The sequence below is a fragment of the Rhodopseudomonas sp. BR0M22 genome (assembly GCF_010907035.1).
Classification (GTDB): Bacteria; Pseudomonadota; Alphaproteobacteria; order Rhizobiales; family Xanthobacteraceae; genus Rhodopseudomonas.
In genome coordinates, this window is sequence record NZ_QUMK01000016.1 from 1 (window position 1) to 20,219 (window position 20,219).

The window sequence follows — 20,219 nt, forward strand, 5'->3', positions numbered from 1 at the left end:
AGCTTCAGCCGGCCGCGCAGCCGCGAGCCGGCAATGCCGGCGTCGATGTCCTTGAAGGTCCATGTGCTGCCGGCGACCGCAAGCTGCGTCGCCAGCGACAACGGCGCGCCGGCCGCCGGCAAGTCGAACAACGGCGCCAGGTCGAGCTTGCGCGCATTCAGCGACAGCGCCGCTTTCGGCTCGGCCGCGAACGGTTCGATCTCACCGCTCGCCTCGGCATCGAGTCCCGCCGCGGCGAGCTTCACCTTTCCATGCAATGCGCCGCGCCATTTGCCGGTGCCCGACGCCTGCACTGTTGCCGCGCCGTCGCCGGCGGCGATGACATGATCTAGCCCGAGCACCGCGAGCAATGTCTCGCCGCGCGGCGCAGACAGCTCGCCGTCGAGCTTGAGCTCGCTTCGTCCCAGCGCATCGAGATCGAGCTTGCGCAGATCGGCGGCGGCCGGGCTCGCCTTCACGGTCAAACGACCGCTGAGCTGGGGCGCGGTCAGTTCGAGCGAGCCGCTGGTCTCAACGTGGTCCCGAGCCGCGCCGGCCTTCTCGGTCGACAGATTAAACTTGGCGCGCACCTCACCGGCCTCGTTGGCCAGCGCCTTCACCCGGGCCGCAATGGCTGGCGCAAACGGATCGATCGCAGCCGCGATCGGACCCGGCGACGGCGCACGCGCTGTGAGACTCAATCGTCCGGTGGCGCTGTCGCGATCGAGCGCGCCGTCGCCTTCGAGCAGCAGCCCGCCCGCAGTACCGAGCTTCAGCTTGTCGAGTGCGATCCGGTGCGGATCGTAGATGAGCCGCACCGCCGCCGGCTGCCAGACCTGATCGCCAACGCCGAGTTTGCCGAGATCGAGCATGACATTGGCCTGCTCCGGCCAGCCGCCATTGGGGCCGGCGAGCGTCTTGGCCCATTGCAAAGCGACGTCGAGATCGGCGCTGTCGCCCTTCAGCTCGGCGTCGATCTGCGGTCCCTGATCGTCGCGGCGGCCGCGGTAGGCGAAACGGCCGCGCAGCGTATCGCCTCCGCTTTCCACCGTCAGCGGATCGAGTACCAGCGCATCGGAACCGGCGCGGACGCCACCGGCGATCCGCAGCGCCTTGCTCAGTCCGCCGCCGGCCGTCGGCGTGCGGCCCTGCAGCCAGGCGGCGAGCAGATCGGGGTCGGTGGACGACAGATCGAGCGTGCCGGTGATGCCTGCATCCGACGCCCCGGCGCCGCCACGCAACGCCAGCCGGGTGCCGCCGGGGGCGCGCAGCTCGAGCCGTTCGATCTGCCAGGCCTGCTCATCGCCGAGAAGTTCTGCCGACAGATCGGTGACCGGACGGGTGCCGATCATGATCTGATCGGCGTCGACCGAGACCTGTGCCGGCAGCGGCGGCAGCGGCAGCGACGCCGCCAGATCGCGCAGCCGCCCCGCCCAGGGCCGAGGCGCCGCCGCATCGCCGGGCCTCGCCAGCAGCCGGTCGGCGTCGAACTGCCGGGCCGAAAGCTTGGCGGTGAGCCGCGGCGCCGCGCCGAACTTCGCCTCGCCGCTGCCCGTGAGCTTCAGCGCCCGGTCGTCGGCGCCCCAGGACATCTCGACCTGATCGAATTTTGCGAGCGCCGGATCGGCCTCGACCTTGGCGGCGAGCCGCCAAGGCGCGCGCGGCGCTTCGCCCGCCGCGGCCGCAACGACCGCCAGCGAGGCACTGCCCTCGAACCGCGGACGGCTTTGGTCGAGCGTGAGCAGGCCGTCGAGATCGGCGACGACCCCGCCGGCGCCCTGATTGATCCCGGCCCGCAGCCGGATCGCATCGCCGTCCGCCGCGCGGCCGGTCGACAGCCGGAACGGATAGCGCTGGCCGCGCAGCAGGAAATTGCCGTCGCCACGCAGCGCCGCGACTTGCGCCCGCAGCTCGCCGGAGAACGCGATGTCGCTGAGTTCGAGATTGCTGCGGCTGGCGGCATCGTGGAGCGCGATCCGGCCGGTGAGATTGAGCCGGTCGACGGTGAGCGCGGCCAGATTCGACAGCCCTGCGGCCGGCCAGTCGAGCCGGCCCTGCGGATCGAGCCCGAGATCGAGCGACAGCCCGTTGATCGACAGTTCGTCGGCGCGCAGCTCGCCGCGCATCAGCGAGCCGAGACTGAATTCGACGTCGAGCTTGGCGACGCCGACCCGGCCGGCATCATTGGCGCCGCCGACGCTGACCCCATGCAGCCGGAGCGAGGGTGTCGGCAATAGCCGCGCATCGAGCGGGCCGGTGACTCGCACCTGGGTGCCGAGCAACCGCGTCGCCTCCGCTTCAAACGGAGTGCGAAACTGAGTCCAGTCGATCAGATAAGGTCCGACCAGCGCGGCAATCAGCGCCAAAATCAGCGCGATCGCCAGGCTGAGCAGCGTCGTCTGCACGCGGTTTCCCCTCGGGGCGTTGCGACGCCCCTCGCCGGCGTCCTTCCCTTCGTGATTTCAACGCCTAACGCCAGACTGTGGCGAACTCACAGCGACTTCAAGCGGCGGATTCACGCCGCCGGAAAATCCTGTGGTTCAAATCCCTTGCGGCAGGATCTTGCCGGGATTGAAGATGTTCTGCGGGTCAAGCGCCTGCTTGATCGCAGCCATCGCCTGCAGCGCCTCGAGGCCGAGCTCGGCCTTGAGATATTTCTGCTTGCCCTGGCCGATGCCGTGCTCGCCGGTGCAGGTGCCGTCCATCGCCTGCGCCCGCTCGACCAGCCGGTGCATGAACTCGTCGGCCCGCGCCAGCTCTGCGGCGTCGTTGACGTCGCACAGCAGCGAGCAGTGGAAGTTGCCGTCGCCGACATGGCCGACGATCGGGGCCAGCAGTCCGAGCCGGTTGAGATCGGCCTCGGTCTCGCCGACGCAATCGGCCAGCCGCGAGATCGGCACGCAGACGTCGGTAGCGACGACGCCGACACCGTCGCCCTGACGCAGCGCCCGCACCGACCAATAGGCGTCGTGCCGGGCCTGCCAAAGCTTGTTGCGATCCTCGGGGCGCGTCGTCCAGGTGAAGTCGCCGCCGCCGCAATCCTTGGCGATCGCGCCGAAATTCTTCGACTGCTCGCCGACCTCGACTTCGCTGCCGTGGAATTCGAGCAGCAGCAGCGGCGTTTCCGGCAGCGTCAGCTTGGAATAGGCATTCACCGCCTTGACCTGGGATTCGCTCATCAGCTCGATCCGGGCCAGCGGAATGCCGGTCTGGATCGCCAGGATCACCGCCTGACAGGCGTCGCTGACCGACGGGAACGAGCAGGACGCCGCCGCGATGGTCTCCGGGATGCCGCGCAGCTTGATGGTCAGTTCAGAGATGATGCCGAGGGTGCCTTCGGAGCCGACGAACAGATGGGTCAGATCGTAGCCGGCCGAGGATTTCTTGGCGCGGGTGCCGGTGGTGACGATCTCGCCGTCGCCGCGCACCACCTTCAACGCCAGCACGTTGTCGCGCATGGTGCCGTAGCGCACCGCATTGGTGCCGGAGGCGCGGGTCGCCGCCATGCCGCCGATGGAGGCGTCGGCGCCGGGATCGATCGGGAAGAACAGCCCCTGGTCACGCAGGTTCTCGTTCAGCGCCTTGCGGGTGACGCCGGGCTGGATCACGCAATCGAGGTCCTCGGCGTGGACGGCGAGGATCTTGTTCATGTCGCGCAGGTCGATGCAGACGCCGCCGGCGGGCGCGTTGACGTGGCCTTCGAGCGACGTGCCCGTGCCGAACGCGATCACCGGCACCTGGTGCTGGGCGCAGATCCGCACCGTGTCCTGAATGTCCGCGGTGTCCTGCGCCATCACCACCGCGTCCGGCGGCTGGTTCGGCAGCCAGGTCGTGGTGTGGCCGTGCTGCTCGCGCACCGCAAGCGAGGTGACGAGGCGGTTGCCGAACCGCGCCGCGAGCGCTTCAATGGCGCTTGCCACGGCCTGCGGCTCGGCGCGCTTCGGCGTGTTGGTGATGGTCAGGCCCACGACAAGAACTCCTTCGGAAACGGGGCGACCGTGGCAAAGGATACCGGAGGGGTCAAGGGAGGTAGGATTGACTTTGGAAGTAGATCGCAGCGTCGAAACCGGCCCCGCGGCCGCGCCGTTCCTGTCGTCGGTGATGCAGATCGAGCCCGGCTGGATCGACTATAACGGCCACCTCAACATGGCCTATTACAACGTGCTGTTCGACCGCGCGATCGATCAGATCTGGAGCGAACTCGGCATCGGCGTCGATTATCTGAACACGCGCGGCGGCTCGACCTTCACGGCCGAAGCCCATGTGCGTTACTTGCGTGAAATCCATCTCGGCGACCCGGTGCGGGTCGCGGTCTACATCGTCGCGGCGGACGAGAAACGAATTCACACTTTCGAAGAATTGCGCCACGCCGAGGACGGCTGGCTGTCGGCGACATCGGAAAACATGTCGATGCATGTCGACATGGCGAGCCGCAAAGTAGCGCCGTTTCCGGACGACATTCGCGCTTCGGTCGCGCGGATGGCAGCGGCGCATCAGGCTCTGCCGCAACCCGAGGGCATCGGACGACGTATCGCGATGCCCTCGAAGCGACCTGCGGCCTAGACTTGCTGCCTAGACTTGCGAGCGACCGCGGAAGATGCTCACGACCGCCGACACCAGGAACAGCACGATCGCGATGAAGAAGATGATCTTGGCAATTTCGATCGACGCGCCGGCGATGCCGCCGAAGCCGAGCAGACCCGCGATCAGCGCAACCACGAGAAACGTCACAACCCAACCCAACATGTGATGACCTCCGTTTCGCTTCAGGCACCCGCTGGCGGCTGCCTTTTTGGGTGAGGCACCGCCGGTTTCGGCCGCGCCGCTTGGCGAAACAATCCAGGCCTGGAACGAAAGTTCCGGGCCTGATGGCTGTGTCGAGGCCTGATTATTTGCGGAAAATCACGGAACAGAATCGCATGAAACAACGCTGCCGGCGGGGCAACGGCGCCGGGCCGGCCTGTCAATCGCGGCGCGCTGCGCCTATATCGGCGGATAATCCTGCTCTGAAAGCTCTTCATCGAGCCCCGCAGCACGGCTGCGGGTGATAAAACGATTCGCATGACCGATCCGACCCAGCGCCAGCCTCTCGATGTCTCCAGCTATCAACCCGTCGCCGGCGGCATCGCCGCGCGCGCCCGCGCGTCGGCCGGCCCGGCCTATCTGTCCGGCCTCAATCCGGAGCAGCGCGAGGCGGTGGAGACGCTCGACGGTCCGGTGCTGGTGCTGGCCGGCGCGGGCACCGGCAAGACGCGGGTGCTGACCACGCGGATCGCCCATATCCTCTCCACCGGCCGCGCCCGGCCCGGCGAAATCCTGTCGGTGACCTTCACCAACAAGGCCGCGCGCGAGATGAAGCTGCGGCTCGGCCAGATGCTCGGCCAGGCGGTCGAAGGCATGCCGTGGCTCGGCACCTTCCACTCGATCGGCGGCCGCATCCTGCGCTATCACGCCGAGCTGGTGCAGCTCACTTCGAACTTCACGGTGCTCGACACCGACGACCAGATCCGGCTGCTGAAGCAGCTCCTCGCCGCCGACAATATCGACGACAAGCGCTGGCCGGCGCGAATGCTGGCCGGGCTGATCGACGGCTGGAAGAACCGCGGCCTGACGCCGTCGCAGGTGCCGGCCGGCGAAGCCGCGATGTTCGGCAACGGCCGCGGCGGCAAGCTCTACGCGCAGTATCAGGAGCGGCTGAAGATCCTCAACGCCGCCGATTTCGGCGACCTCTTGCTGGAGAACATTCGCCTATTCCGCGAACATCCCGACGTGCTGCGGCAGTATCAGAACCGCTTCAAGTTCATCCTGGTCGACGAATATCAGGACACGAACGTCGCGCAGTATCTCTGGCTGCGGCTGCTGTCGCAGACGCCTTCGCAATCGTCATCCCTTTCCCCATCGTCATTGCCGGGCTCGACCCGGCAATCCATCCCTTCTTCGCAAGACGATGGATCACCGGGTCTCGACGCTGCGCGTCGGCCCGGTGATAACGACCGAGGGAGCAACGATGTCGTTGCCCCCTCCGCGCCCCCCAAGAACATCTGCTGCGTCGGCGACGACGATCAGTCGATCTATGGCTGGCGCGGCGCCGAGGTCGACAACATCCTGCGTTTCGACCACGACTTCCCCGGCGCCAAGGTCATTCGCCTGGAGCGCAATTATCGTTCGACCGGCCACATCCTCGCCGCCGCCTCGCATCTGATCGCGCACAATGAAGGCCGGCTCGGTAAGACGCTGCGCACCGAGGATGTCGACGGCGAGATGGTCACCGTCACCGGCGCGTGGGACTCCGAAGAAGAAGCCCGCGCGATCGGCGAAGAGATCGAACAGCTGCAGCGCCAGGGCCACGCGCTCAACGAGATCGCCATCCTGGTGCGCGCCTCGTTCCAGATGCGCGAGTTCGAAGACCGCTTTGTCACCCTCGGCCTGCCCTACCGGGTGATCGGCGGCCCGCGGTTCTATGAGCGCGCCGAAATCCGCGACGCGCTAGCTTACTTGCGGGTAATCAACTCGCCGGCCGACGATCTCGCTTTCGAGCGCATCGTCAATGTGCCGAAGCGCGGCCTCGGTGAGGCCACCGTACAGATGCTGCACGATCATGCCAGGAAACGGCGGATTCCGCTGTTCGAGGCGGCCAGGATGGTGATCGACACCGACGAGCTGAAGCCGAAGGCGCGTAGCAGCCTGCGCGGCGTGGTCGAGAGCTTCGAGCGCTGGCAGGTGCAGCGCGACGCGCTGTCCCATACCGAGCTGGCAGAGATCGTGCTCGACGAGAGCGGCTACACCGAGATGTGGCAGAAGGACCGCTCCGCCGACGCCGCCGGCCGACTGGAGAACCTGAAAGAGCTCGTCCGCTCGATGGAGGAGTTCGAGAACCTGCAAGGCTTCCTCGAACACATCTCGCTGGTGATGGACCGCGAGGGCGGCGCGGATGAAGACGCCGTCAGCGTGATGACGCTGCACTCCGCCAAGGGACTGGAATTCGAGACCGTGTTCCTGCCCGGCTGGGAGGAAGGGCTGTTTCCGCATCAGCGCGCGCTCGACGAACAGGGCCGCGCCGGCCTCGAGGAAGAGCGCCGCCTCGCCCATGTCGGCATCACCCGCGCCCGCAAGCGCGCGAAACTGTACTTCGCCACCAACCGCCGCATCCACGGCACCTGGAACACGACGATTCCGTCGCGCTTCCTCGACGAACTGCCGGCCGCCAATGTCGAGATCACCGAGTCGAAGGGCGGCTCCGGCTGGGGCGGCATGAGCGGCTACGGCCCGTCGCGGTTCGACAATGTCGAGTCGTTCGGCTCGAGCTATTCGACCCCGGGTTGGCAGCGCGCCCAGGCCAATCGCGGCCGCAGCGGTGGCGGCAGCAATGGTGGCCGCAGCGGCGGTTTCGGCGAAAGCGGTTCGTCCTACTCGTCGGGCACCACCCGGCGCGCCCCGCTCACCATCGAAGGCGAGCTGGTCGCCAAATCCACCGGCACCGAGTCGGACTTCTCCCTGAAAGACCGCGTCTTCCACCAGAAATTCGGCTACGGCCACGTCACCAAGATCGACGGCAACAAACTCACCATCGCGTTCGACAAGGCCGGCGAGAAAAAGGTGGTCGATAGCTTCGTGGAGCGGGTGTGATGGTGCACTACGTCGCCTTGATCCATCAGGACGCCGACGGCAGCTACAGCGTGTCGTTTCCCGACATTCCGGGCGTGGTCACCGCTGGCGAGACGATCGAAGAAGCCGAAGAGGAAGCCGCCGAGCTGCTCGCCTACGCGATGGAAGATTCAGATGGTGCGATCGCGCTGAATCCGCCGCGGTCGATCGACGAGCTGAACAATGACCCGGCCTTCGTCGCAGCCAGCAAAGACGCGATCTTGGCGTTGATCGAATTTGATGCCGAGGCAGACGCAGCCGAATAGCGGCCGGGCGTGAGCTATTTGAGGTGACCGAGAGGAAGAACGCGCTCGCTCCTTTGGCGAAGGAGATGTAGGCTGCGGCATTGCAGTTTGAATTAATTACCTGACGACCGCCCGATGCTCACCAGTAGCCGCGATGTCATCCGACGTCTCGAACGTGAAGGCTGGACTTGCGTCCGCGTCACTGGATCGCATCACGTTTTCAAGCATCCCGTGCGCCGGGACATCGTCACCGTGCCGCACCCCAAGAAGGACTTGGGAAAAGGCTTGGTCCGTGCCATCTATAAGGGCGCAGGCTGGGAGCCGGATTGAGGTCGGCCATGACCCACTACATCGCCATCATCGAAGACGCCGGGCCGGACGTGGCGGTCGGGGTGTGGTTTCCCGACCTGCCCGGCTGCGTCTCCGCGGGCGACGATCTCGACGAGGCGCTGCGCAATGCGCCCGAGGCGCTGGAGCTGTACCTCGCGCAGGTCGAGCAAGACGGCAAGCCGCAGCCCAAGCCGCGCTCGCTGACCGAGCTGAAGGCCGATCCTGACGTCGCCGACGACATCCAGAACTACATCGTCGCGCTGATCGAAACACCAAGCCGCGCCCACGCGGCAGAGTGATCGCACCAACGTCTCCCCAGTCGCAGGATTGCGTCGTCGACTTCGCCTTCTCGCAATGATGCGGTGAGGGGCGATGCCACGAAGCGACGCGGTGAGGTTCGGTTTCAGGAAGCCGCGACACGAGATTTTTCCTGCCCCGGCCTGTTTGTCCCGTCGGTTGCGTCCGCGCTCGGCCATCCTTATGTAAGCCGCCCGCACGTTCCGGCTGCGTTCCGCCCTTTATCCTGCGCCCGACACTTTACGAGCCCGCATGGCCCCGATCATTTCCGTCCAAAATCTGAGCAAGACCTACGGCACCGGGCGCAAGGCGCTGAACGGGGTCAGCCTCGACATCATGGGGGGCGAGATCTTTGCGCTCCTCGGACCGAACGGTGCCGGCAAGACCACGCTGATCGGCACGATCTGCGGGCTGGTCAATCCGACCGGGGGCACGGTGACGGTCGACGGCCACGACATCATCACCGACTATCGGGCGGCACGCGAGCTGATCGGGCTGGTGCCGCAGGAGCTGCACACCGACGCGTTCGAGTCGGTGTGGGATACGGTCAGCTTCTCGCGCGGGCTGTTCGGCAAGCCGAAAAACCCGGCGCATATCGAAAAGGTGCTGCGCGACCTGTCGCTGTGGGACCGCAAGGACTCGAAGATCATCACCCTGTCGGGCGGCATGAAGCGCAGGGTGATGATCGCCAAAGCGCTCAGCCACGAACCGCAGATCCTGTTTCTCGACGAGCCGACCGCCGGCGTCGACGTCGAACTGCGCAAGGGGATGTGGGAGGTGGTGCGTGCGCTGAAGGCGACCGGCGTCACCATCATCCTGACCACGCATTACATCGAGGAAGCCGAGGAGATGGCCGACCGCGTCGGCGTCATCAACCACGGCGAGCTGATCCTGGTCGACGAGAAGTCGGCGCTGATGCAGAAGCTCGGCAAGAAGCAGCTCAAGCTGCATCTCGACGCCCCGATCGACACCGTGCCGCCGCAGCTCGCCGCCTACGATCTGGCGCTGTCGGACGACCATACCAAGCTGATCTACACCTACGACACCCGCGCCGAACATACCGGCATCACCGCGCTGCTCGGCGACGTCCGCGCCGCCGGCATCCGATTCCACGATCTCGACACCAGCCAGAGCTCGCTGGAGGAGATCTTCGTCAGCCTGGTGAGGGCGTGAGCATGAACTGGCGAGCAATCCGCGCAATCTATCTGTTCGAAATGGCGCGGACCTGGCGCACGCTGATGCAGAGCATCGTGTCGCCGGTGCTGTCGACCTCGCTGTATTTCATCGTGTTCGGCGCCGCGATCGGCTCGCGCATCGACCAGGTCGAAGGCGTCAATTACGGCAGCTTCATCGTGCCGGGCCTGATCATGCTCAGCGTTCTGACGCAGAGCGTCGCCAACGCCTCGTTCGGCATCTATTTCCCGAAATTCACCGGCACCATCTACGAGATCCTGTCGGCGCCGGTGTCGTTCCTGGAAATCGCGGTCGGCTATGTCGGCGCCGCCGCCAGCAAGTCGATCCTGCTCGGCCTGATCATCCTGGCCACCGCCGGCCTGTTCGTGCCGCTGCACATCGCCCATCCGGTGTGGATGTTCGGCTTCCTGGTGCTGACTTCGGTGGCGTTCAGCCTGCTCGGCTTCATCATCGGCATCTGGGCCGACGGCTTCGAGAAGCTGCAGGTGGTGCCGCTGTTGATCATCACGCCGCTCACCTTCCTCGGCGGCAGCTTCTATTCGATCTCGATGCTGCCGCCGGTCTGGCAGACGATCGCGCTGTTCAATCCGGTGGTTTATCTGGTCTCCGGCTTCCGCTGGAGCTTCTACGAGATCGCGGACGTCAATGTCGGCGTCAGCCTCGCCGCCACTTTCGGCTTCCTGCTCGCCTGCCTGGCGATCGTGTGGTGGATCTTCAAGACCGGTTACCGGCTGAAGGCCTGAGCGCCGCCCGCCTCCCTCTCAAACTACCGTCACAAACGAAAGGCGCGGCCGACCGGCCGCGCCTCGTAACATCAGACCTGTGCGCCTCAGCGGCGACGGTAGCAGCGGAAATGACCGCTCCGGGTATAATAGCCCTTGCAGCGATGGCCGCGGTGATAGCGATAGCGCGGGCCGTTATTCGGCAGGCCGAGCACGCCGTTCACCGCACCGACCGCACCGCCGACGCCGGCACCGATCGCGCCGCCGACCACGCCGCCCACCGGCCCAGCCGCGCGATTGCCTTCCCGCGCCCCCTGCTCGGCACCACGCACGATGCCCTGCGAATGACCCGCGGTCGGGATCGCCAGCATGGCGAGTGCCAGAGCCGCAGCCGCGAACAGAGCCTTCATCGGCGTTTGCCCAGTGCGGATAGCCTGCGCGTTGGGAGTGGTTTTCATGGATGTCCCTCCGGATTGAAGCGTCCGGCAGAAAGCCGGGCGTAGATGATGCGACACACTAACCCCGCAACCTGCATTGGGTTCCCGTTTCGCCGAGATTCCGCCGCCCCGGTGTCTTGATGCTGCCGCCGGAGTCGCGGAAGCCATTTTAACGATGCCGAAGGTTTTGATGCCGCGTCGCAGCGTCGACTGGAAACTGTTGCGACCGCTATGCATATTACCGTTGGGGCGGCAAGGAAGTGAAGGATCGGGCCAGGAGGCCGACACCATGCGTTCGTATCTCGTTTCTCTCACCGGCCTGATCCTGCTGACGCTGTCGAGTACCGCGCAGGCGAAAGTCGCCATCACGGTCGACAAGGACAATCAGCAACTCACCGTCGCGGTCGACGGCGTCGAGCGCTACCGCTGGCCGGTATCGACCGGCAACCCGTCGCACGAAACCCCGAACGGCAAATTCCAGACCTTCCGGATGGAAGCCGATCATTATTCGAAGGAATTCGACGACGCGCCGATGCCGCATTCGATCTTCTTCACCAAGCAGGGTCACGCGATCCACGGCACCGATGCGTCCGGCAAGCTCGGCGTGCCGGTGTCTCACGGCTGCGTGCGGCTGTCGCGCGCCAACGCCGCGACGCTTTACGCGCTGGTCGAGAAGGAAGGCGTGCTCAACACCACCGTGACGCTGACCGGCTCCTCGCAAGTCGCGCTGGCGCGGCTGAAGAGCAAGGGCGGCAATGCCATCGCCCGCGCCGAACCGGCCCCGGCGCCGGCCTATGACTCCGCTGGTGCGCCGGTCGAACTGGCGCCGAGCCAGCCGCGGGTGGTGCAGCCGCAGGTCGCCGACGACGGCTATATCTATCCGGCCGACGGCAGCTATGGCGACCGCCGCTACCCGGCCCCTCCCGGCTATCGCCGTGTCGCACCGCCGCAATACGGCTATGTCGAGAACGACTCCTACGCCCAGGATTACGCGCCGCGGCGCTATTACCAGCCGCGCGGCTATTATGACGGCGGCTATGGCGGCTACTCGGCGTACTGAGCCGAGCCACTGAAACGCTCACAGCGCGCGGCCTCCCCGGCCGCGCGTTTTGTTTTGCCTAATCTTCGCCGTCGCGCAGCCGGCGCCACACCGCGCCGAGCACGTTGGAGTAGTCGTCGGTCCACACCCGGTCGCCGGCACGCGGTGCGGTCAGGGGCCAGTCGTCGCTGCCGGCGAGCTTGCCGATGTCCGCCGACTGGCGGGCCGAGATCACCACCGAGGTGGCGAAGATGTATTCGGCGTCGCGCCCTGCATCCTGCGACGCCACCCAGCTCTTCAGCCCGTTGGCGTCGGCGATGCCGACCGCCACGCTCGCCAGTTCGAGATGGCGGTTGGAGACGTGCATCAGCACCGCGCCCTGCGGCGCCAGCTTGGCCTTGTAGATCGCCATCGCCTCGCGGGTGGCGAGGTGGATCGGGATGGCGTCCGACGAATATGCATCGACGATGATCAGGTCGTAGGCGCCGTCCGGCTCGTGGGCGAAGGTCAGACGGGCGTCGCCGACCACCGGAGCGAGGTCCGGCGCGCATTTGCTGACGAAGCTGAAATATTTCGGGTCGCGCGCGGTGTCGATCATCGACTGGTCGATCTCGAAGAACCGCCAATGCTCGTCCGGCGCCGCCGCGCAGGTCAGCGTGCCGGAGCCGAGCCCGATCACCGCAACGCGGATCGGGCCACCCTTGCGCTCGCGGATCGCGGTGATCGCCTGCCCGATGCCGCCATCCTTGTGATAGTACGAGATCGGCTCCGGCCGCCCGGTCACCGGCGTGCCGTCGTCGTTGCGCACCCGTTCGGCGCCGTGGATCGTGGTGCCGTGCAGCAGCACATGGAAGCGGCCGTCCGAGGTCGCTTGGATTTTATGCACGCCGAAGAAGCTGCGCACCGTTTCGACCCGGCCATCATCGGCCGGATACAGCCGGATCAGAAGCAGCGCCAGCGCGACGGTCGCGAGCAGCTTCGCCGGGCCGGCGCGCAGCGCCAGCGCGATCACGGCGGCGAGCGCGGCGACGTCGCCGATCATCAGTACGCGGTTGGTCATGAACCAGCCGTGCAGCTTGCCGTCGGTGAACGCCGAGGTGATCAGCACCGCGGCCAGCGCTGCGATGAGCAGCCAGATCGACCGCGACCATTGCGGCATGCGCTCCGGCGCCTGCGGCCGGCACAGCACCGCCAGCGCCAGCAGGATCGGATACTCGGCGATCCACGAAAACGTGTACGGCGCCACCAGCCCGGCGAACAGGCCGCCGACCATGCCGCCGAACGACAGCGCCACATAGAAGCCGGTGAGATACCGCGCGGGCGGCCGGGTCCGTGCCAGTTCGCCATGGCAGGCCATCGCGATGATGAAGAAGCACACCAGATGGCCGCCGAGCGTCAGCAGCAGATTGTGCTCGGAGTCCGAATAGGCCAGCAGCACGATGATCACCGCGATCGCGATCGGCTGCAGCGCCAGCATCCATTTGTGCGGCAACAGCGGACGGGACTGAAACACCAGCACCCAGGTGAGCAGATACAGCGACAGCGGCAGCACCCATAAGAGCGGCGCCGCGGCGACGTCGGTGGAGATGTGCGCGGTGACGGCGATCAGCAGGCCGGACGGCACCGCGGCGAGAAACACCCAGCGCCCCACGGTCAGCCATGACGGCGCCGGCGCGTCGGTGTCGTCGGCAATCACCTCCGCTGCGGCGGTTGCCGGCGCGCGCAGCAGCAGCACGCCGCAGCCGGCGATCAGCAGGATCAGCACGCCATAGCCGGCGGTCCAGACGATATTCTGTAGCCGCAGCGTCAGCAACGGCTCGAGCAGCACCGGATAGGACAACAGCGCCAGGAAGCTGCCGATGTTGGACGCCGCATAGAGGAAGTAAGGATCGCGGCCATCGGGATGGCCGGTACGCACGAACCACGCCTGCAGCAGCGGATTGTTGGCGGCGAGCGCGAAGAACGGCAGACCGATCGACACCGCGAACAGTCCGAGCAGCCAGATCGCATAGCCGCTCGACGGCGGCGTACCCCAGCCGGAGGCGATCGCGAGCGGCAGCGTCAGCAGCGCCGCGACCAGCACCACCAGATGCACCACGACCGGCACCCGCCGATCGCGGAAACGGCTCAGAGCATGCGCATAGGCGTAGCCGGCGAGCAGCAGCGACTGGAAGAACACCATCGCCACCGACCACACCGCCGGCGAGCCGCCGAGCCGCGGCAGCACCATCTTGGTGAACAGCGGCTGCACCGAGAACAGCAGCAACGCGCTGACGAAGATCGCGGTGGTATAGACGATCAGGATCTGACGGTCGCGCGCCGGTTTGATCCGGCTCGCGGCGGCGGGCAACGTCTCGGTCATGGCGGCTCCTGCTGCGGTCCGCCACCGCGGACGCTCGACATCTTCGGTCATGGCAGTCGATTCCGGCCGGGCCGTGACGCGCCGCATCCTAGCGTCGCTCTATGAACGGTGGCAAAACCAGCCACGCACGCATTCGTCACACCCGGTCCGGGAAACGTCCGATGTCCGATTCCGACGTCTTGATCATCGGTGCCGGCCACAACGGCCTCACTTGCGCGGCCTATCTGGCGCGCGCCGGGCTGAAAGTGAAGGTGGTGGAGCGCCGCAGCGTGGTCGGCGGCGCCGCGGTGACGCAGGAGTTTCATCCCGGCTTCCGCAATTCGGTCGCAGCCTACACGGTCAGCCTGCTCAATCCGAAAGTGATCGCCGACCTGAAGCTGCACGAGCACGGGCTCAGGATCGTCGAGCGCAAGGCGCAGAACTTCCTGCCCGCACTGGGCGGCCAGTATCTTCTCACCGGCGCCAACCATACCGCGGCGTCGCTGGCGCGGCTCAGCCCACATGAAGCGGCGGCATTCGGCGGCTTCGCGGCCGAGCTCGAAACCATCGCCGACGTGCTGCGGCATTTCGTGCTCCGCGCGCCGCCCAATCTGGTGGCGCAGTTCGGCCTGCCGGCAATCCGCGAAAGCCTGAACGCGCTCGGCACCGCCAATCGGCTGCGGGCTCTCACCATGGAGCAGCAGCGGCTGCTGCTGGATCTGTTCACCTGCTCGGCCGGCGAGATGCTCGACGCCCGGTTCGAGCACGATCTGGTCAAGGCGCTGTTCGGCTTCGACGCCATCGTCGGCAACTATGCCAGTCCCTACGCCGCCGGCTCGGCCTATGTGATGCTGCATCACGCCTTCGGCGAGGTGAACGGCAAGAAGGGCGTCTGGGGTCACGCGGTCGGCGGCATGGGCGCGATCAGCCAGGCGATGGCCTCAGCCGCCCGCGCCGCTGGCACCGAGATCGAGACCTCGGCCGGGGTGCGGGAGGTGCTGGTCGAAAAGGATCGCGTGGTCGGCGTCAGCCTCGACGACGGCCGCACGCTGCGCGCCCGCTCCATTGCGTCCAACGTCAACCCGAAGCTGCTGTACACCCGCCTGCTCCCGGCGGAGGCCCTGCCCGACGATATCCGGCGGCGGATGCAGCATTGGAAGACCGGCTCCGGCACCTTCCGAATGAACGTCGCGCTGGCGAAGCTGCCGTCGTTCACCGCGCTACCCGGCAACGGCGACCACCTGTCCGCCGGCATCATCATCGCGCCGAGCCTGGGCTACATGGACCGCGCCTATTCCGACGCCCGCGCCCACGGCTGGAGCCGCGAGCCGGTGGTCGAGATGCTGATCCCGTCGACGCTCGACGACAGTCTGGCGCCGGAGGGCCAGCACGTCGCCAGCCTGTTCTGCCAGCACGTCGCCCCCGAGCTGCCGGACGGTGCCTCCTGGGACGATCACCGCGACGAGGTCGCCGACCTGATGATCTCAACCGTCGATCGCTATGCGCCGGGCTTTGCCGCCAGCGTGCTCGGCCGCCAGATCCTGTCGCCGCTCGATCTCGAGCGCGAATTCGGCCTGCTCGGCGGTGACATCTTCCACGGCGCGCTGTCGCTGAACCAGCTGTTCTCGGCCCGCCCGCTGCTCGGCCATGCCGACTATCGCGGCCCGCTGAAGGGCCTCTACCACTGCGGCAGCGGCGCCCACCCCGGCGGCGGCGTCACCGGCGCGCCCGGCCACAACGCAGCCGCGGCGATCCTCAACGACCACCGCAGCTTGTTCACAAGCCGTGGATAGGTCTGGGGACAAGCCTGTGGATAAACTGTGGAAAACTTGTTGACGGCCGGTGCAATGCAGGCCGTTCGTCAGCCCCGCAGGCAGCGCTTGGCTTCGGCGATCTGGGCCCAGCTGTAGCCGTTCTTGATCGCCCAGGCGATCGACTTGGCGCGGCCGTGCTCGCTGACGTAGTAGCGCACCGTGGCGCAGTCGACGCCTGCCGGAACGGGCGGCTGGCCGACTGGAAAAGCCACGGGTGTAACGCCGCCCTTGTCGTTCGCGAATGCCGAGGGCGCACCGGCCGGTGCGAGCAAGGCTGAAACGGCTACAATCGCGGACATTCCCCGGCGGCGGGTGACGGTCGCAAATGGAACTTCGTTGGCCTTGATCATCGCACCTCACGTTCGCTGTTGGGATCGGGTGCTGGCGGCGCTGTGATTCAAGCTGCGGCTCAGCACACGAACGCATTCGCCAGAGATCAAGGCGACACGATGACCCTCACAACCGAAACTTGAAACGCAGCGAATATGGAACCAGTTCCCTTGCTGCGGCGGGATGGAGCGGTCTTTCGCGGCGAAGCGGATCGCGCCCTGTGGCGAGCGTGTCCACCTCACTTTCCGCGAGCCGTTTTCTGCCCCGCGCCCATGGACTTGGCGCGTATTCATCAGGCTGTGCACGAGTCTGTCGACAAATTGCGTGAAGGCTGTGGAAACCCGGTGAATCTTCCGGATTCAACCCCGTGCATAAGTCATGGACAAGCTGTGCATTTCCGGCGCAGAAGCTGTGGACGCCGTGTTGATGCTTCGCTTCAGCCGCCTCTCGCCGCCAACCTTCGGACCCGCCATGACTGATCCCGCCCCCACCGTCCGCGCCAGCTTCGTGCTCGGCGACGAGGCCACCGCCCGCCGCGTCACCGACCTGCTCGGCGAGTGCTTCGACGAGGCCGAGATGGCGATCGCGGCGTTCGAGCGGCCGGACAGAAGCTGGGAGGTCGCGCTGCATTTCGGCGAGCAGCCGAACCTCGACCACATCCGCGAGCTGGTGGCGCAGGCCGCCGGACCCGAGGCCGCGCAAGCGATCAGCCTCGAGACCGTTGCGGCCAAGGACTGGGTCGCGGCGAGCCTGGAAGGGCTGGTGCCTGTGCCGGCCGGCCGCTTCGTCGTCCATGGCAGTCATGATCGTGATCGGGTGCCGGCCAACAAGCTCGGCATCGAGATCGAAGCGGCGCTCGCGTTCGGCACCGGCCATCACGGCACCACCCGCGGCTGCCTGACGCTGCTCGACCTGGTGCTGCGCGCCGGGCCGCCGCAGCGTGTGCTCGACCTCGGCACCGGCACCGGCGTGCTGGCGATCGCCGCCGCAAAGGCGCTGCGTCACACCGTGCTCGCCACAGATATCGACAAGCAGTCGGTCGCGGTCGCGCGCGAGAACGCGCGGCTCAACGGCGTCGGCAATCTGGTTCAGGCCGAATGGGCGACCGGCTTCGCCTCACCGGTGTTCGCCGCGCACGCGCCGTTCGATCTGGTGCTGGCGAACATCCTGGCCAATCCGCTGCGCACCCTGGCACAGCCGATGAGCGAGCACCTGGCGCCGGGCGCGCTGGTGATCTTGTCGGGACTGCTGCAGCCGCAGGCGCAGAGCGTGATCGCCGCCTATCGGGCCCGCGGCTGCGTGCTGCTGCGACAGCTCGTGATCGAAGGCTGGAGCAGCCTGCTGCTGGTGAAGACGTTCTGACGATGGGCGCCAGCCGGCGCGGACCAAGCGCTCAGCGCGCGGGCTTGTCGGGGAAGCGGCTGTGGGCGTCGCCCTTCGGAGCGCCGCGCTTCACCGCGTGTTCAACGAAGCGGTCGAGCATGCGGACGATCACGCCGCGCGTGGGCTCTTGTTTCGGCTCGACGTTGACCGGGGAAACGCCCGGACGAACCGGCGGAGCAATCTTCTCGAATGTGAAAACAGGCATGGTGTATCACCTCGTCATTGAGTTGAGACACTCCCGGGATCGACCCCGGATGCGTTGTCGGAGCGTTGGCAGCGGCACCCCCGCGCCACCGCCCGTCTCTTGCAGGCCCGATAAATCAAGCATAACTCGTGCCATAAGCACAGCTTTGCATATCGCGTGCGCCGAGCGCAACAGGTCGAGGGAGCAGCCGCTATGTTCGAGTCGCATTTCCAGAGCTTCGAGGATCCCGAGATCGGAGTCGCGCTCACCGCGCGGCTGTCGGCGTTCCGCGAAGAGCTGCTGCGGCGCAAGCTCACCGGATTTGCAATTCCCCGCGCCGATCAGCAACAAAACGAGTATGTGCCGCCCTCCGAAGAACGCTTGGCGTGGCTCACCGGCTTCACCGGATCGGCCGGTCTGGCCTACGTGCTGATCGATCAGGCCGCGCTGTTCGTCGATGGCCGCTACACCTTGCAGGCCGCCAAGCAGGTCGACGGCAACGCCTGGAGCATCGAGTCGCTGATCGAGCCGCCGCCGGAACGCTGGCTCGAGACGCATCTGAAAGCCGGTGATCGCCTCGGATTTGATCCGTGGCTGCACACATCTTCAGCAGTCGAACGGATGCAGGCCGCCTGCGCCAAGGCCGGCGCCGAGCTGGTGGCGGTCGATGGCAATCCGGTCGATGCGGTGTGGAGCGAACGCCCCGCGGCGCCGCTCGGACCGGTCAGCGTCCACGGCATGGAATTTTCCGGCGAGAGCGAGACCAGCAAGCTCGCCCGCATCAATGAGGAACTGGCGCGGCTGAAGGCCGACGCGCTGGTGCTGTCGGATTCCCACGCGGTGGCCTGGACCTTCAACATCCGCGGCGCCGACGTCTCGCACACGCCACTGCCGCTGTCCTACGCGCTGCTGCCGAAGCACGGCCGCCCCACCATCTTCATCGACGGCCGCAAGCTGTCGAACAGCGCCCGCGATCATCTCGAGCAGACTGCGCAAGTCGCCGAGCCCGCCGCTCTGGCGCCGATGCTGCGCGAGCTGGCCAAGACCGGCGCCACCATCGCGCTCGACAGCGCCACCGCGGCCGATGCGCTGACCCGGCTGATCAAGGAGGCCGGCGGCAAGCCGCTGCGCGGCGCCGATCCGGTCGCGCTGCTCAAGGCCGTCAAGAACAACGCAGAGATCGACGGCACCCGCGCCGCGCATCGCCGCGACGCGGTGGCGCTGGTGCGCTTTCTCGCCTTCATCGATGCGGAGGCGCCGAAGGGGACACTGACCGAGATCGACGCGGTCGAAGCGCTGGAGACGTTCCGCCGCGACACCGGCGCGCTCAAGGACGTGTCGTTCCCGACCATCTCCGGCACCGGCCCGAACGGCGCGATCGTGCATTATCGCGTCACCCGCAAGAGCAACCGGCGGATCCAGCCCGGCGATCTGCTGCTGATCGATTCCGGCGCTCAGTATCAGGACGGCACCACCGACGTCACCCGCACCATCGCGGTCGGCGAGCCGACGGCGGAGATGCGCGACCGCTTCACCCGCGTGCTGCGCGGCCACCTCGCGATTGCCCGCGCGGTGTTTCCCGACGGCACCACCGGCGCGCAGCTCGACACGCTGGCGCGGCAGTTCCTGTGGCAGGCCGGAATCGATTTCGAGCACGGCACCGGCCACGGCGTCGGCAGCTATCTGTCGGTGCACGAAGGCCCGGCGCGGATCTCCAAGCTCGGCACCACGCCGCTGAAGCGCGGCATGATCCTCTCCAACGAGCCCGGCTACTACAAGACCGACAGCTACGGCATCCGCATCGAGAATCTCGAACTGGTGGTCGAGAAACAGATCGACGGCGCCGAGAAACCGATGAACGGTTTCGAGGCCCTGACGCTGGCGCCGATCGACCGCCGGCTGATCGACGTCGCGATGCTCAGCGCCGAGGAGCGATCCTGGCTCGACGCCTACCACACCCGCGTCCGCGAAACCGTCCGCCCCCACCTCGACGGCCCGACCCAGCTCTGGCTGGACGCTGCGACCGCGCCGTTGGAGGCCTGAGCGCCTGAAGCGGTGAGTGCCACCCTCTCCCCGAGTCATTCCGGGGCGCGAGCGCCAGCTCGCGAACCCGGAATCTGAAGCGGGCACGGCCTGGAGCTGCGTCGCGCACACTAACCTCGAGATTCCGGGTTCGCCGCTGCGCGGCGCCCCGGAATGACACGCGAGAGTTTCTGCGCACGCGCCCCGGAATGACAGGTTGAGAGTCTGCGCGCGAATGACACCGATCCGAGGCCTGTG

Annotated in this window: 18 protein-coding genes; 11 read left to right on the forward strand and 7 right to left on the reverse strand. The window is 66.8% G+C overall.

Features of this window, described 5'->3' with window-relative positions:
• Together DY468_RS07090 and DY468_RS07095 are read right to left on the reverse strand one after the other, a co-directional pair.
• On the reverse strand, window positions 1-2,384 hold a 2,384-nt coding region (locus DY468_RS07090; protein ID WP_164603711.1), incomplete at its 3' end, for an AsmA family protein.
• A 135-nt stretch (window positions 2,385-2,519) separates the two neighbouring features.
• Window positions 2,520-3,947 carry an FAD-binding oxidoreductase gene (locus DY468_RS07095; protein ID WP_164603713.1) on the reverse strand — a complete coding sequence of 476 codons (1,428 nt, stop codon included), beginning with the start codon at window positions 3,945-3,947 and terminating at the stop codon, window positions 2,520-2,522.
• Between the two features lie 67 nt (window positions 3,948-4,014).
• On the opposite strand from DY468_RS07095, the gene DY468_RS07100 reads away from it, so the two are divergent.
• Window positions 4,015-4,542, forward strand: a complete 528-nt coding sequence (locus DY468_RS07100; RefSeq protein WP_164603715.1) for a thioesterase family protein — start codon at window positions 4,015-4,017, stop codon at window positions 4,540-4,542.
• Between the two features lie 9 nt (window positions 4,543-4,551).
• Here the strand turns inward: DY468_RS07100 and DY468_RS07105 are convergent, their stop codons facing one another.
• A complete protein-coding gene (locus DY468_RS07105; protein ID WP_164603717.1) occupies window positions 4,552-4,725 on the reverse strand; it encodes a DUF1328 domain-containing protein in 174 nt (57 codons plus the stop codon).
• Window positions 4,726-5,040: 315 nt separating this feature from the next.
• Here DY468_RS07105 and DY468_RS07110 point away from each other — a divergent pair, with 315 nt between their 5' ends.
• The 6 genes from DY468_RS07110 to DY468_RS07135 all read left to right on the forward strand — a co-directional run bounded on the left by DY468_RS07110 (window position 5,041) and on the right by DY468_RS07135 (window position 10,432).
• On the forward strand, window positions 5,041-7,605 hold the full coding sequence (locus DY468_RS07110) for an ATP-dependent helicase (RefSeq protein WP_164603719.1): 2,565 nt from the start codon (window positions 5,041-5,043) through the stop codon (window positions 7,603-7,605).
• Window positions 7,605-7,889 carry a type II toxin-antitoxin system HicB family antitoxin gene (locus DY468_RS07115; RefSeq protein WP_164603721.1) on the forward strand — a complete coding sequence of 95 codons (285 nt, stop codon included), beginning with the start codon at window positions 7,605-7,607 and terminating at the stop codon, window positions 7,887-7,889. The genes DY468_RS07110 and DY468_RS07115 overlap by 1 nt, the downstream gene beginning before the upstream one ends.
• A 114-nt stretch (window positions 7,890-8,003) precedes the next feature.
• Window positions 8,004-8,198 carry a type II toxin-antitoxin system HicA family toxin gene (locus DY468_RS07120; RefSeq protein WP_110788289.1) on the forward strand — a complete coding sequence of 65 codons (195 nt, stop codon included), beginning with the start codon at window positions 8,004-8,006 and terminating at the stop codon, window positions 8,196-8,198.
• 8 nt (window positions 8,199-8,206) lie between these two features.
• Window positions 8,207-8,497 (forward strand): type II toxin-antitoxin system HicB family antitoxin, encoded by a 291-nt coding sequence (locus tag DY468_RS07125; RefSeq protein WP_164603723.1) that lies wholly within the window; start codon window positions 8,207-8,209, stop codon window positions 8,495-8,497.
• Between the two features lie 250 nt (window positions 8,498-8,747).
• Complete coding sequence (locus DY468_RS07130; protein WP_164603725.1) at window positions 8,748-9,668, forward strand: ABC transporter ATP-binding protein; 921 nt, start codon at window positions 8,748-8,750, stop codon at window positions 9,666-9,668.
• 2 nt (window positions 9,669-9,670) lie between these two features.
• On the forward strand, window positions 9,671-10,432 hold the full coding sequence (locus DY468_RS07135; RefSeq protein ID WP_164603727.1) for an ABC transporter permease: 762 nt from the start codon (window positions 9,671-9,673) through the stop codon (window positions 10,430-10,432).
• An 86-nt stretch (window positions 10,433-10,518) separates the two neighbouring features.
• Here the strand turns inward: DY468_RS07135 and DY468_RS07140 are convergent, their stop codons facing one another.
• Window positions 10,519-10,869 (reverse strand): hypothetical protein, encoded by a 351-nt coding sequence (locus DY468_RS07140; protein WP_164603728.1) that lies wholly within the window; start codon window positions 10,867-10,869, stop codon window positions 10,519-10,521.
• Between the two features lie 268 nt (window positions 10,870-11,137).
• Here DY468_RS07140 and DY468_RS07145 point away from each other — a divergent pair, with 268 nt between their 5' ends.
• Window positions 11,138-11,908 (forward strand): L,D-transpeptidase, encoded by a 771-nt coding sequence (locus tag DY468_RS07145; protein ID WP_164603729.1) that lies wholly within the window; start codon window positions 11,138-11,140, stop codon window positions 11,906-11,908.
• A gap of 58 nt (window positions 11,909-11,966) precedes the next feature.
• Here DY468_RS07145 and DY468_RS07150 read toward each other — a convergent pair whose 3' ends face one another.
• Entirely contained in the window at window positions 11,967-14,249 is a 2,283-nt protein-coding gene (locus DY468_RS07150; RefSeq protein ID WP_164603730.1) for a spermidine synthase, read from the reverse strand.
• Window positions 14,250-14,410: 161 nt separating this feature from the next.
• On the opposite strand from DY468_RS07150, the gene DY468_RS07155 reads away from it, so the two are divergent.
• Window positions 14,411-16,021, forward strand: a complete 1,611-nt coding sequence (locus tag DY468_RS07155) for a phytoene desaturase family protein (RefSeq protein ID WP_164603731.1) — start codon at window positions 14,411-14,413, stop codon at window positions 16,019-16,021.
• A 68-nt stretch (window positions 16,022-16,089) separates the two neighbouring features.
• Here DY468_RS07155 and DY468_RS07160 read toward each other — a convergent pair whose 3' ends face one another.
• Complete coding sequence (locus DY468_RS07160) at window positions 16,090-16,392, reverse strand: hypothetical protein (protein WP_164603732.1); 303 nt, start codon at window positions 16,390-16,392, stop codon at window positions 16,090-16,092.
• A 451-nt stretch (window positions 16,393-16,843) separates the two neighbouring features.
• On the opposite strand from DY468_RS07160, the gene DY468_RS07165 reads away from it, so the two are divergent.
• A complete protein-coding gene (locus tag DY468_RS07165) occupies window positions 16,844-17,734 on the forward strand; it encodes a 50S ribosomal protein L11 methyltransferase (RefSeq protein ID WP_164603733.1) in 891 nt (296 codons plus the stop codon).
• A gap of 31 nt (window positions 17,735-17,765) precedes the next feature.
• Here DY468_RS07165 and DY468_RS07170 read toward each other — a convergent pair whose 3' ends face one another.
• Entirely contained in the window at window positions 17,766-17,960 is a 195-nt protein-coding gene (locus DY468_RS07170) for a hypothetical protein (RefSeq protein ID WP_164603734.1), read from the reverse strand.
• A gap of 192 nt (window positions 17,961-18,152) precedes the next feature.
• Here DY468_RS07170 and DY468_RS07175 point away from each other — a divergent pair, with 192 nt between their 5' ends.
• A complete protein-coding gene (locus DY468_RS07175) occupies window positions 18,153-19,982 on the forward strand; it encodes an aminopeptidase P family protein (RefSeq protein ID WP_164603736.1) in 1,830 nt (609 codons plus the stop codon).
• The last annotated feature ends 237 nt before the right edge of the window (window positions 19,983-20,219 follow it).

Bases quoted from the DNA above. Each gene is read 5' to 3' on its own strand.
- DY468_RS07105 (WP_164603717.1), bottom strand. From the start codon at position 4,725: ATGTTGGGTTGGGTTGTGACGTTTCTCGTGGTTGCGCTGATCGCGGGT.
- DY468_RS07110 (WP_164603719.1), top strand. From the start codon at position 5,041: ATGACCGATCCGACCCAGCGCCAGCCTCTCGATGTCTCCAGCTATCAA.
- DY468_RS07115 (WP_164603721.1), top strand. From the start codon at position 7,605: ATGGTGCACTACGTCGCCTTGATCCATCAGGACGCCGACGGCAGCTAC.
- DY468_RS07120 (WP_110788289.1), top strand. From the start codon at position 8,004: ATGCTCACCAGTAGCCGCGATGTCATCCGACGTCTCGAACGTGAAGGC.
- DY468_RS07125 (WP_164603723.1), top strand. From the start codon at position 8,207: ATGACCCACTACATCGCCATCATCGAAGACGCCGGGCCGGACGTGGCG.
- DY468_RS07130 (WP_164603725.1), top strand. From the start codon at position 8,748: ATGGCCCCGATCATTTCCGTCCAAAATCTGAGCAAGACCTACGGCACC.
- DY468_RS07135 (WP_164603727.1), top strand. From the start codon at position 9,671: ATGAACTGGCGAGCAATCCGCGCAATCTATCTGTTCGAAATGGCGCGG.
- DY468_RS07140 (WP_164603728.1), bottom strand. From the start codon at position 10,869: ATGAAAACCACTCCCAACGCGCAGGCTATCCGCACTGGGCAAACGCCG.
- DY468_RS07145 (WP_164603729.1), top strand. From the start codon at position 11,138: ATGCGTTCGTATCTCGTTTCTCTCACCGGCCTGATCCTGCTGACGCTG.
- DY468_RS07150 (WP_164603730.1), bottom strand. From the start codon at position 14,249: ATGACCGAGACGTTGCCCGCCGCCGCGAGCCGGATCAAACCGGCGCGC.
- DY468_RS07155 (WP_164603731.1), top strand. From the start codon at position 14,411: ATGTCCGATTCCGACGTCTTGATCATCGGTGCCGGCCACAACGGCCTC.
- DY468_RS07160 (WP_164603732.1), bottom strand. From the start codon at position 16,392: ATGATCAAGGCCAACGAAGTTCCATTTGCGACCGTCACCCGCCGCCGG.
- DY468_RS07165 (WP_164603733.1), top strand. From the start codon at position 16,844: ATGACTGATCCCGCCCCCACCGTCCGCGCCAGCTTCGTGCTCGGCGAC.
- DY468_RS07170 (WP_164603734.1), bottom strand. From the start codon at position 17,960: ATGCCTGTTTTCACATTCGAGAAGATTGCTCCGCCGGTTCGTCCGGGC.
- DY468_RS07175 (WP_164603736.1), top strand. From the start codon at position 18,153: ATGTTCGAGTCGCATTTCCAGAGCTTCGAGGATCCCGAGATCGGAGTC.